Below are 11,782 nucleotides of genomic sequence, written 5' to 3'. Positions count from 1 at the left end.
CATCTGCAACTGCTCCCTGTGCTCATCGTGCCCGCCCTGCTTTGCGGTGACCCCAGAACCAGAGCCCGGCGGCACCCGCATACCAAATCCCCGTCAGGGCACCGGCTGTGCGATCTTCCAAATCTGCATTCCACACAGCCAGACATAGTATCGTCGCCAACATACTGAATAATGCATAAGCCAATGTGACACGTCGATGTCCGATCCGTCGTGCCCAGCGCTGGTAAAGATGGTCGACATGCGCGGACCACCATTGTTGCCCATTCAGCATGCGCCAGGCCAATGTGAAGCCGGCGTCGACAATGAAAGCACTGGCCGGCAACAGCAGCCATGGCCAGCTTGCCCAAGGCAGCATTGCCATTCCGGCGACGAACAGTGCCGCCAGCAGGTATCCCAACGAACCGCTGCCCACGTCGCCGAGGAAGATCCGGGCTTTCGGGAAATTGAATGGCAGGAAGCTCGCACAGGCTGCCGCCAGTCCCGCCGCCAGCCACGGCCAGGGCAACGGCAGCAGACAGGCCAGTGCCGAAGCCGCGATCAAGGCCTGGCTGGTGGCCAGGCCGTCGATCCCGTCCATGAAGTTCCAGATGTTGATCAGGTACATCGACAGCAGGAACGCCGCCGTTGCCAGCATCAGGGAATGCCCTTCCGACCAGGCCACCCAGGCCAGCATCAGGCTGGCGATGGCATGCACGAACAGGCGAGCGCGGACCGAGAGCGGGCGGTGATCGTCGACCCAGCCGATTCCTGACACCAGGGCCAGTCCCGCAGCGATGGTCAGCAGGTGTCCAGCGTTCGCAGGCGTTCGCGATGCCAGCCAGAACAGACCGGCCAGGACCGTCAGCACGATCGCGATGCCGCCCCCGCGCGGCGTCGGGATGTCGTGGCTGCGGCGCTCTCCGGGCGCGTCCAGCAACTTGCGTTGCAGGGCATAACGCCACGCGCCCGCCGTCAGCAGGGCCGCACCGAGCAGGTGCAGCGCGATCCACGTCCACCCTGCCCCCATCAGACCACCGCGTAGTTGAGCAACGGCTTGACCGTCCCCCACTCCTTGCAACTCGGGCATTGCCAGTGGTGGGTGCGCGCGCCGAATCCGCACTTGGTGCAGCGATAGCTCGGATTGCGCACCAGCAACTGGTCGGTGATGTGTTTCAGGTCGCCCAGAGTCGCCACCGGGTCGGCCTCGGTGGCCAGGGTCAGGTCGATCAGTGCCGCCTCGCCGCGGACCGAGGGGCGGTCCTTCAGCTGCCGGGCCAGATAGGCGCGGGCGGCCGGTGCGCCTTCCTGATCTTCGACCAGGTGGGTCAGCGCCAGTACCGGAGCGATGCCGCGGTAGTGCTCGCACATCTCCGACAGGAAGGTACGCGCGCCGGACAGGTCGCCGACCTTGCGGTAGTTGAGCATCAACTCCGGCAGCAGTTCCGGCAGATAGTCCGGGTCGTTCCGCGCCGTGCGCTCGAGCGCACGCACGGCGGCCTCGGCATTGCCGGCATCGGATTCGATCCGCCCTTCCAGCATGCCGGCCCTGACGCTGCCGGCATCGGCCTGATACGCACGCGAAATGGCGGCGCGAGCCTGTTCGATGTCGTTGCCAATACGGAAGCGCTCGGCCAGTTCGCATTCGAACTGGGCGATCAGCTTGCCCATCGGCTCGCCGGTGACCTCTTCGTAGCGGCTGGCGTTGTCGATCGCCTTTTCCCAGTCGCGCTCGGCCTGATAGATGCCGATCAGATGCCTGAGCGCCTGCGGGGCGCGGCGATCGATCTGTGCCAGGTCGGTGAACACGGTCTCGGCGCGGTCCAGCAGGCCCGAGCGCATGTAGTCCTCGCCCAATGCCAGCATCGCCTGCACCCGCTGCGCATCGTTCAGGTCCGAGCGCTGCATCAGTCCCTGATGCAGACGGATGGCGCGATCGACCTCGCCGCGGCGGCGGAACAGATGTCCCAGAGCCACCTGGGTTTCGAAGGTCTCCTTGTCCAGCTCGGCGATGTGCAGGAACAGTTCGATCGCCTTGTCGGGCTGTTCGTTTAGCAGGTAGTTCAGGCCGCGGAAATAGGTGCTGGACAGCCGGCTGACCTGCGAATCGCCATGCCGTTGCCCGCCGCGGCGGCCGACGACCCAGCCAGTCAGCGCGGCCAGCGGCAGGAACAGGAAGAACCAGAACCACTCGTTGAGGAATTCCATCCGCTGCGTCGCCTCCTCGCGTCAGCCGCCGTCGACCGGAGTCGCGACGGGCGTCTTGTTCGCCTTACGCAGTTTGGCGTACATCGGCCAGACCACCGCGGCGACCACCAGCAGCCCACCGATCAGCACGCCGGACAGCAGGGACACGATGATGGCGACTCCCGAGGTCGTCTTGACCGCCCCGAGGAAAGGGAAGCTGACCGTGACCGCATCGGTGTTCCAGATGCCGATCAGCAGGCCGACCAGCAGGAACAGTAGTGCGGCCAGCAGACGCGGAACGCTCATTGCAGGGTCTCCAGGCGGGTGTCGGCCGTCAGCTTAGCCGAGTGCGCGCCCCGGCCGGAACCGGGATCAGTCGCGGGCGCTTTCTTCCAGCGGAACGACGTCGCTGACCCGTTCGCGCAATTCCTTGCCCGGCTTGAAATGCGGGACATGCTTGGCCGGCAGCGCCACCGCGTCCCCGGTCTTGGGGTTGCGGCCCATGCGCGGCGGGCGGTAATGCAGGGAAAAACTGCCGAAACCGCGAACCTCGATGCGCTGACCCTCGGCCAGCGCCCCGCCCATCATCTCCAACAGCGCCTTCACGGCCAGATCGACATCGTCCGGCTTCAGGTGCGGCTGTCGGCGGGTCAGGATTTCGATCAGTTCGGACTTGGTCATCGGCTACGGCATCCAGCGGAAAGCGTCGTACCGGCCCGGTTTGACGGGCCGGTACGACCGGCGGGTTGGCTTACTCGGACTTGCCGCCGTCCAGCTGCGCGCGCAGCAGCGCGCCAAGCTGGGTGGTGCCGCCGGCCGCGCTCTGGTACTCCTCGAGCACTTCGCGCATCTCGGCGTCGTCCTTGGCCTTGATCGACAGCTGCAGGGCGCGGCCCTTGCGGTCCATGCCCACGAACTTGGCCTCGATCTTGTCGCCGACCTTCAGGTGCTGGCTGGCGTCGTCCACGCGCTCGGTACTGATGTCGCGCGCGGCCACGTAGCCCTCGATGCCCTCGGCCAGTTCGATCACGGCGCCCTTGGCGTCGACTTCCTTGACCGTGCCTTCGACCTTGGAGCCGCGCGGATGCTCGGCCATGTACTGACCGAACGGATCCTGCTCCATCTGCTTCACGCCCAGGCTGATGCGCTCGCGCTCGGGATCGACCGCCAGCACCACCGCATCGACGGTGTCGCCCTTCTTGAAGTTGCGGGCCAAGTCCTCGCCGGTGGAACTCCAGCTGATGTCGGACAGGTGGATCAGGCCATCGATGCCGCCGTCCAGGCCGATGAAGATGCCGAAGTCGGTGATCGACTTGATCTGGCCGGAAACCTTGTCGCCCTTCTTGTGAATGGCGGCGAAGGTTTCCCACGGATTGGCCATGACCTGCTTCATGCCCAGCGAGATGCGGCGACGCTCTTCGTCCACATCCAGCACCATCACTTCGGTCTCGTCACCGACCTGCACCACCTTGGACGGGTTGACGTTCTTGTTGGTCCAGTCCATCTCGGACACGTGCACCAGACCTTCCACGCCCGGCTCGATCTCGACGAACGCGCCGTAATCGGTGACGTTGGAGACCTTGCCGAACACGCGGCTGTTGGCCGGGTAGCGGCGCGCGATGTTGTCCCACGGATCCTCGCCCAGCTGCTTCAGGCCGAGGCTGACGCGGTTGCGCTCGCGGTCGTACTTCAGCACGCGCACGTCCAGCTCCTGGCCAACTTCGACCACTTCGGACGGGTGGCGCACGCGCTTCCAGGCCATGTCGGTGATGTGCAGCAGGCCGTCGATGCCGCCCAGGTCGACGAACGCGCCGTAGTCGGTCAGGTTCTTCACCACGCCCTTCAGCACGGCGCCCTCGACCAGCTTCTCCATCAGCTGCTCGCGCTCCTCGGAGTGCTCGGTCTCGACCACCGCGCGGCGGGAGACGACCACGTTGTTGCGCTTGCGGTCCAGCTTGATCAGCTTGAATTCCAGCTCCTTGCCTTCCAGGTAGGCCGGGTCGCGCACCGGGCGCACATCCACCAGCGAACCGGGCAGGAACGCGCGGACGTCCTTGATATCGACGGTGAAGCCGCCCTTGACCTTGCCGCTGATGCGGCCGGTGATGGTCTCGTTCTTCTCCAGGGCTTCTTCCAGCTCGTCCCACACCATGGCGCGCTTGGCCTTCTCGCGCGAAAGGACGGTTTCGCCGAAGCCGTTCTCGATCGAGTCCAGCGCGACCTTGACCACGTCGCCCACGGACACTTCGATCTCGCCTTCGTCGTTACGGAACTGCTCGATGTCGATCACGCCCTCGGACTTCAGTCCGGCGTTGATCACCACCACGTCATTGCGGACTTCGACGACGGTACCGCTGACGATGGCGCCAGGCTTCAGCTTGGCCAGCTGGGTCTGGCTCTGTTCAAACAGTTCTGCAAAAGATTCGGTCATTGTCTTGATTACTCGGTTGATGAAACAGATCGACAGCGGCGCAATGCGTTGCGCTTGCCGATCCACCCGTTGATCGGTCTGGCGGGATTGCCTGTGACCGTGAGTGCTGGATGGATGAACCGACGGAATCGCTTCCGTCGGGGCTTGCCTGCTGGCGGGACGGCGACGCTTCAGCCTTGCGGCTTGACGACGGCCAGCACGCGCGCGACCACTTCGTCGATGTCCAGACCGGTAGTGTCGATGGGCACGGCGTCGTCGGCCGGCCGCAACGGCGCCACCGTGCGTTGGGCATCGCGGGCGTCGCGGGCGAGAATCTCGCGCAGCAGACCGTCTATTGTGACGGAAACCCCTTTGTCTTTCAACTGCTTATATCGCCTTTCCGCGCGTTCGTCGGCGCTGGCGGTCAGAAACACCTTGTACGGGGCGTCCGGGAAGATCACCGTGCCCATGTCGCGGCCGTCGGCCACCAGGCCCGGCGACTGGCGAAACGCCCGCTGCCGGTCCTTCAGCGCCGCGCGCACCTCGGGGATGGCGGCGATCGCCGAAGCCACGGTCCCGGTGGTTTCCAGCCGCAGCTCGTCGGTGGCGTCGACCCCGTTGACCAGCACCCGCAGGTCGCCGCCTTCGCGCTCGTGGAAGCGGATGTCGGTGTCGAAGGTGCAGCGGACCAGCGCCGCCGGATCGGACAGGTCCAGGTCGGCCCAGCTGGCGGCCACCCCGACCGCGCGGTACAGGGCGCCCGAATCCAGGTAATGCCAGCCCAGCCGGGTCGCGGCGATCCGGCTGACAGTGCCCTTGCCCGCCCCGGAAGGGCCATCGATGGTCAGTACCGGCGGCGGATTGGACATGGCGACTCCTGGCGAGCGAGGGCGGAGATTATGCCGCGTGCCGCAACGGCTTGAACGTGAAAGGAAAACCCCTGTATCATAGCGGGCTGTTTTCGCCCATCAGCCAATTTCCAGAGGTTTGTCATGAAAGTCCTGTCCTCCCTGAAGTCAGCGAAGGCCCGGCACCGCGACTGCAAGGTGGTCCGCCGTCGCGGCAAGGTCTTCGTGATCTGCAAGTCGAATCCGCGTTTCAAGGCGCGCCAGCGCTGAGACGCCGGCCAGCGCCCCGGCGCGGCCGTTGCAGATTGGAAAGCCGCCTCCGGGCGGCTTTCCCGTTTTCGCACCCTGCCGATCCGGCATTTGCTATAACAGTGTCCATGTCCAGTCCCGCGCCGCGGGGGAGCCAGCCGATGCGTCGCCCAATCCTTGCCCTGCCCTTCGTCCTGTTGCTTGGCTTGGCCGTTCCGCTGCAGGCCGAAACCCTGCTGGTCGATCGCGTCCAGACCCCCGCCGGCAACGTGCCCGGTCGCGGCATGAGCGCCGACCAGGTCGCGGCCCGGTTCGGTGCTCCGCAGCAGAAGCTGGAACCGCGCGGCGGCCAGTCGCGGCATTGGCCGGTGATCCATCGCTGGGTCTACCCGGGCTATACGGTCTATTTCGAAAAGAACCGGGTCATCGACGTGGTGGTCAACCAGGCCGGCCCGGACGAGATCGGCCCGAAGCCGCCGGTCCGCTGATCGCGGCAGTACCGTACCGTTCCAGTCCCTCCCCATGACCGACGCCTACCGTTTTCCCGCGGAGTGGGAACCCCAGTCCGCGGTCCTGATCGCCTGGCCGAACGAGAACACCGACTGGGCCCCGTGTCTGGGTGAAGTCGAGGAGACCTATGTCGCCCTGGTCGCCGCGATCTGCCGCTTCCAGCCGGTGGTCATCTGCGTCGCCGACGAGGATCTGCAGACCTATGCCGAAGCGCGCCTGCGCTCGGCGCGGGTCGACATGGGCCGGGTCCGCTTCGTCCCGTTCGTCGAATACGACGATACCTGGCTGCGCGACTCGGGGCCGATCAGTCTGCGCAACAACGGCAACTTCAAGCTGCTGGACTTCCGCTTCACCGGCTGGGGCGGCAAGTTCGAGGCCAGCCGCGACGACCGCCTGGTCGGCGAGTTGTCCGGCATGAACTTGTTTCGCAACTATTTCGTTCAAAGTATTGATTTTTCCTTGGAAGGTGGTGCCATCGAGACCGACGGTGCCGGCACTCTGCTGACCACCTGGCGCTGCCTGCACGAACGCCATCCGAACGAGACCCGGGAGCGTCTGGCCGCCGCCCTGGGCATCTGGCTGATGCAGGACCGGGTGCTGTGGCTGGATCATGGCTATCTGGAAGGCGACGACACCGACGCCCATATCGACACCCTGGCGCGCTTCGCCGCCGAGGACGCCATCGTCTACCAGGCCTGCGACGATGCCAGCGACGCCCATCATGCCGAGTTGCAGGCAATGGCCGCCGAGCTGGCCGCGCTGCGCACCCGCGACGGTGCCCCCTATCGGTTGTTCCCGCTGCCGTGGGCGCAGCCGATCCTCGACGAAGGTCGGCGCTTGGCCGCGTCCTACGCCAACTTCCTGATCGTCAATGGTGCGGTGTTGATGCCGGCCTACGACGATCCGGCCGATGCCGCCGCCGCTGCGGTGCTCGCGGCTGCCTTCCCGGACCGCGAGATCGTGCCAGTCCCGTGCCGTCCGCTGATCTGGCAGAACGGCAGTCTGCACTGCATCACCATGCAGCTTCCCGAAGGGTTGGTGTAGGTCGGGCCCGAGCCCGACCTACAATTGCATCCATGAACACCAAGACCCTTCCCGTTGCCCTGGTGCAGGAAACCAACCACGGCGATGCCGAGGCCAATCTGGCCGTGATCGAAGCACGGGTGGCCGAGGCCGCAAAATCCGGCGTTAAGCTGGTACTGCTGCAGGAATTGCACAACGGCGCCTACTTCTGCCAGCACGAGGCGGTGGACGAATTCGAGCACGCCGAACCGATTCCCGGCCCCAGCACCAATCGCCTCGGCAAGCTGGCCCAGCGGCACGGCGTGGTGCTGGTCAGCTCGCTGTTCGAGCGCCGCGCCACCGGCCTGTACCACAACACTGCGGTGGTCTTCGAGGCCGACGGCAGCATCGCCGGCAAGTACCGCAAGATGCACATCCCGGACGATCCGGGTTTCTACGAGAAGTTCTACTTCACCCCGGGCGATCTCGGTTTCACCCCGATCGACACTTCGGTCGGCCGCCTCGGCGTGCTGGTGTGCTGGGACCAGTGGTACCCGGAGGCGGCGCGGCTGATGGCGCTGGCCGGCGCCGAACTGCTGCTCTACCCCACCGCGATCGGCTGGGACCCGGATGATGCGGAAGACGAAAAGACCCGCCAGCGCGACGCCTGGCTGCTGAGCCACCGCGGACATGCGGTCGCCAACGGCCTGCCGGTGCTGTCGTGCAACCGGGTCGGCCACGAAGCATCGCCGCTGGGCGCTTCGGGCATCGATTTCTGGGGTCACAGTCACGTGCTGGGGCCGCAGGGCGAATACCTGGCCCAGGCGGACACCGCGACGACGATCCTGACGGCCGAGGTGGACCTGGGCCGCAGCGAGCACGTGCGCCGGATCTGGCCGTTCCTGCGCGATCGCCGTATCGACGCGTACGGCGGCCTGCTGAAGCGTTACATCGATTGATGGCGCTGGTCGTACGCGATGCGGGCGAGGCCGATGTGCCGGCCATCGCCGTGATCTATGCCGAAGAAGTGCTCGAGCGCGTCAATACTTACGAGTACGAGGCGCCGGACACGGCGGAAATGCGGCGGCGAATGCGCGACGTGCTTGCCGGCGGCTATCCCTATCTGTGCGCCGAACTGGATGGGCAATTCGCCGGCTATGCCTATGCGAGCAGCTTCCGCAGCCGTGCCGCCTATCGCTGGGTGGTGGAAAATTCGGTCTACGTCGCCAGCGGACTGCAAGGACGCGGCGTCGGTGCGGCGCTGCTGGGCCGGCTGATTGAGGCATGCGAGGCGCGCGACTTCCGGCAGATGGTCGCGGTGATCGGCGAACCGACCAATATCGCCTCGATCAAGCTGCACGAGCGCTTCGGCTTCCGTCACGTCGGCACCTTCGTCGCCATCGCCTGGAAGCAGCAACGCTGGCTGGACACCGTATTCATGCAACGCGCCTTGGGCCCTGGCGCCGACCGCGAACCGCAACTGGAGACATGATGAGCGAGACCGGCGACACCGGCTGGCAGGACCAGCCGCACCGCATCGTCGAGCGCGACGGCGTGCGCTATACCCTGTTGGGCACCGCGCACGTGTCGCGCGCCAGCGTCGAAGCCGTGCAGGCGGCGATCTCCAGCGACGCATTCGACACCGTCGCGGTGGAACTGGATGCGGGTCGGCTGCAGGCATTGACCGATCCCGATGCGCTGGCGCGGCTGGACATCGTCAAGGTCATCCGCGAGAACCGCACGCCGATGTTCGCCGCCAACCTGGCGCTGGCCGCCTACCAGCGCCGGCTGGCCGAACAACTGGAAGTCGAGCCCGGCGCCGAACTGAAGACCGCGGTGCTGCAGGCGCGCGAACAGGGGCTGGCGATGCACCTGATCGACCGCGAGGTCGGTCTGACCTTCCGTCGCGCCCTGCAGGAACTGGGTTGGTGGAGCCGCGCCAAGCTCAGCACCGGCCTGCTGGCCACCCTGCTGGTCGACGAGGATGTCGAGGACGACGAGATCGAGAAGCTCAAGCAGGGCGACATGCTGGAATCGGCCTTCGGCGAATTCGCCCAGGGCAGCCCTGCCCTGTACCAGGCCCTGATCGCCGAACGCGACCGCTACATGGCGGCCAAATTGCGTGCCCTCGCGCAGATCGAACCGAAGCCACGCGAGGTGCTGGCGGTGGTCGGCGCCGGTCATCTGGCCGGGATGGAAACGCATCTGGCCGCCGACACCGATGCGCCGGCCGAGGTCGAGCGCGAACTGGAAACGGTCAAGCCGAAGTCGAAAGTGCCGTGGATGGAACTGGTGATCGGCGCCTTCCTGCTCGGTGGCTTCGTCTGGGGATTCTGGAAAGGCGGCGTCGATGTCGGCGCCGACCTGCTGCTGCAATGGGTGCTGGCCACCGGCGTGCTCGGTGCGATCGGCTGCGCCATCGCCGGCGGACATCCGCTGAGCATCCTCGCCGCCTTCGTCTCCTCGCCGCTGACGCCGCTGCATCCGGCATTGGCCTCGGGCACCGTCAGCGCCTTCGTCGAGGCCAATCTGCGCAAGCCGACCTATGCCGACTTCCTGGCCCTGCGCGACGACGTGCAGCACTGGAAGGGCTGGTGGAAAAACCGGGTGGCGCGGCTGGTGCTGAACTTCTTCCTGACCAGCATGGGCACCGCCATCGGCGTGTGGACCGGCGGCCTGCGCATGCTCGGGAAACTGGTGTGAGCGGCATCGGCGCCCGCGCCCTGCACGGATCGTGACTGACCCCGCCCGCGAAACCTTGCGCCGCGTCTTCGGCCACGGCGAATTCCGTGGCCAGCAGGCCGCCATCGTCGAACACGTCGCCGCCGGCCACGATGCCTTGGTGCTGATGCCGACTGGTGCCGGCAAGTCGCTGTGTTACCAATTGCCTGCCCTGCTGCGCGACGGCACCGCGATCGTGGTCTCGCCGCTGATCGCGCTGATGCAGGACCAGGTCGAAGCCCTGCGCCAGCTCGGCGTGCGCGCGGCCTGCCTCAATTCCAGCCTTGACGCGGAACAGGCGGCCAGCGTTGAACGTCAGCTGCTGGCTGGTGAACTGGATCTGCTGTACGTCGCCCCCGAACGGCTGCTGACTCCGCGCTTCCTGTCGATGCTGGAACGCGTCCCGGTCGCCCTGTTCGCCATCGACGAGGCGCACTGCGTATCGCAGTGGGGCCACGACTTCCGTCCCGAATACCGCGAACTGACCGTGTTGCACCAGCGCTGGCCGCAGGTGCCGCGGATTGCATTGACCGCGACCGCCGATCCGCCGACCCAGCACGAGATCGCCGAACGCCTGCAGTTGCAGCAGGCGCGCCGCTTCGTCAGCTCGTTCGATCGCCCCAATATCCGCTACCGGATCGTGCAGAAGGACGATGCGCGCCGGCAACTGCTGCGGCTGGTGCAGGAGCATCCCGGCGAAGCCGGCATCGTCTACTGCCTGTCGCGGCGCAAGGTGGAGGAAACGGCCGAGTTCCTAAAGGAGCATGGTGTCGATTCCCTGCCCTACCATGCCGGCATGGACGCGGGCGTGCGTGCGGACAACCAGCGCCGTTTCCTGCGTGGCGATGGCGTGGTCGTGGTGGCCACCATCGCCTTCGGCATGGGGATCGACAAGCCGGACGTGCGTTTCGTTGCCCATCTCGACCTGCCCAAGTCGCTGGAGGGTTACTACCAGGAGACCGGTCGCGCCGGTCGCGACGGCGAACCGGCCGAGGCCTGGATGTGCTACGGACTGGGCGATCTGGTGCTGTTGCGACAGATGATCGACCAGTCCGAAGCCGGCGAGGAGCGCAAGCGGCTGGAACACCGCAGGCTGGACGCGCTGCTCGGCTATTGCGAAACCATTCGCTGCCGGCGTCAGGTGCTGCTGGAAGCCTTCGGCGAGACCTATCCGCAGCCATGCGGCAATTGCGACAACTGCCTGGAACCGCCGCAGACCTGGGATGCGAGTACTGTTGCGCAGAAGGCATTGAGCTGCGTCTATCGCAGCGGCCAGCGCTTCGGCGCGGCGCATCTGATCGACATCCTGCGTGGCAGCGACAGCGAGCGCATCCATCGCTTCGACCATCACCTGCTCAGCACCTGGGGCGTTGGCAGCGACCTGGATGCGCGCGCCTGGCGCAGCGTGTTCCGGCAACTGGTGGCGCAGGGCTTGCTGGCGGTGGACAGCGAGGGCTACGGCGGCCTGCGCCTGACCGCGGCCAGCCGTGCGGTGCTGCGCGGAGAGCAACCGGTCTTCCTGCGCCGCGATCCCTTACCAAGACGAAGCCGCGGCAGCGCCTCACGCGGCGCTTTGCAGGCGATGGCCGACCTCGATCCAGCCGGCTTGGCGCTGTTCCAGTCGTTGCGCGAACTGCGTGCCGAACTGGCGCGCGAGCAGAACGTGCCGGCCTACGTCATCTTCCACGATCGCACCCTGCACGAAATCGCCCTGCATCGCCCCCGCGATCCGGATGCGCTGGCCGAGATCGGCGGGATCGGCGCCGGCAAGCTGGAGCGTTACGGCGAGCGGGTGCTGGCACGGGTCCGCGAGCGTGTCAACGAGTGATCGTCGGTGGGTGGAAAGGACAGGCATTCGGAACTTCCACCGGTGCGCCAA

The 11,782-nt window shown here is 66.3% G+C and carries 13 protein-coding genes; 7 read left to right on the top strand and 6 right to left on the bottom strand.

All coding sequences use genetic code 11. The features are described 5' to 3' along the window. Window positions 1–22: 22 nt before the first annotated feature. From CSC70_RS08755 to cmk, 6 genes are all read right to left on the bottom strand, one after another. Window positions 23–1,006, bottom strand: coding sequence for an MraY family glycosyltransferase (locus CSC70_RS08755; RefSeq protein ID WP_162456576.1), 984 nt, complete (start codon window positions 1,004–1,006; stop codon window positions 23–25). Further along, complete coding sequence (gene lapB / locus CSC70_RS08750; RefSeq protein ID WP_162456300.1) at window positions 1,006–2,184, bottom strand: lipopolysaccharide assembly protein LapB; 1,179 nt, start codon at window positions 2,182–2,184, stop codon at window positions 1,006–1,008. The genes CSC70_RS08755 and lapB overlap by 1 nt, the downstream gene beginning before the upstream one ends. A 21-nt stretch (window positions 2,185–2,205) precedes the next feature. Beyond that, window positions 2,206–2,469, bottom strand: a complete 264-nt coding sequence (locus CSC70_RS08745) for a LapA family protein (RefSeq protein WP_162456299.1) — start codon at window positions 2,467–2,469, stop codon at window positions 2,206–2,208. Between the two features lie 66 nt (window positions 2,470–2,535). After that, window positions 2,536–2,844, bottom strand: coding sequence for an integration host factor subunit beta (locus tag CSC70_RS08740; RefSeq protein ID WP_162456298.1), 309 nt, complete (start codon window positions 2,842–2,844; stop codon window positions 2,536–2,538). A gap of 70 nt (window positions 2,845–2,914) precedes the next feature. After that, window positions 2,915–4,594, bottom strand: a complete 1,680-nt coding sequence (rpsA, locus tag CSC70_RS08735) for a 30S ribosomal protein S1 (protein WP_162456297.1) — start codon at window positions 4,592–4,594, stop codon at window positions 2,915–2,917. A gap of 170 nt (window positions 4,595–4,764) precedes the next feature. After that, a complete protein-coding gene (gene cmk, locus CSC70_RS08730; RefSeq protein ID WP_162456296.1) occupies window positions 4,765–5,442 on the bottom strand; it encodes a (d)CMP kinase in 678 nt (225 codons plus the stop codon). Window positions 5,443–5,565: 123 nt separating this feature from the next. On the opposite strand from cmk, the gene ykgO reads away from it, so the two are divergent. The 7 genes from ykgO to recQ all read left to right on the top strand — a co-directional run bounded on the left by ykgO (window position 5,566) and on the right by recQ (window position 11,731). Then, on the top strand, window positions 5,566–5,691 hold the full coding sequence (gene ykgO / locus CSC70_RS08725) for a type B 50S ribosomal protein L36 (protein WP_010342887.1): 126 nt from the start codon (window positions 5,566–5,568) through the stop codon (window positions 5,689–5,691). Window positions 5,692–5,831: 140 nt separating this feature from the next. Beyond that, window positions 5,832–6,158 (top strand): hypothetical protein, encoded by a 327-nt coding sequence (locus CSC70_RS08720; protein ID WP_162456295.1) that lies wholly within the window; start codon window positions 5,832–5,834, stop codon window positions 6,156–6,158. 34 nt (window positions 6,159–6,192) lie between these two features. Further along, complete coding sequence (locus tag CSC70_RS08715) at window positions 6,193–7,224, top strand: agmatine deiminase family protein (RefSeq protein ID WP_162456294.1); 1,032 nt, start codon at window positions 6,193–6,195, stop codon at window positions 7,222–7,224. Window positions 7,225–7,256: 32 nt separating this feature from the next. Next, on the top strand, window positions 7,257–8,141 hold the full coding sequence (locus CSC70_RS08710; protein ID WP_162456293.1) for a carbon-nitrogen hydrolase: 885 nt from the start codon (window positions 7,257–7,259) through the stop codon (window positions 8,139–8,141). Next, on the top strand, window positions 8,141–8,674 hold the full coding sequence (locus CSC70_RS08705; RefSeq protein WP_162456292.1) for a GNAT family N-acetyltransferase: 534 nt from the start codon (window positions 8,141–8,143) through the stop codon (window positions 8,672–8,674). The genes CSC70_RS08710 and CSC70_RS08705 overlap by 1 nt, the downstream gene beginning before the upstream one ends. Beyond that, window positions 8,671–9,885 (top strand): TraB/GumN family protein, encoded by a 1,215-nt coding sequence (locus CSC70_RS08700; RefSeq protein WP_162456291.1) that lies wholly within the window; start codon window positions 8,671–8,673, stop codon window positions 9,883–9,885. Before CSC70_RS08705 ends, CSC70_RS08700 begins: the two co-directional genes overlap by 4 nt. Window positions 9,886–9,916: 31 nt before the next feature. Next, window positions 9,917–11,731: a DNA helicase RecQ gene (gene recQ / locus CSC70_RS08695; RefSeq protein ID WP_162456290.1), complete on the top strand. Its 1,815-nt coding sequence runs from the start codon at window positions 9,917–9,919 to the stop codon at window positions 11,729–11,731. Window positions 11,732–11,782 lie beyond the last annotated feature (51 nt).

The sequence above is a fragment of the Pseudoxanthomonas kalamensis DSM 18571 genome (genome assembly GCF_010211745.1).
Lineage (GTDB): Bacteria > Pseudomonadota > Gammaproteobacteria > Xanthomonadales > Xanthomonadaceae > Pseudoxanthomonas_A > Pseudoxanthomonas_A kalamensis.
Note: the sequence above shows the minus strand (reverse complement) of the source record. Positions and strands in the feature narration are given on the sequence as shown.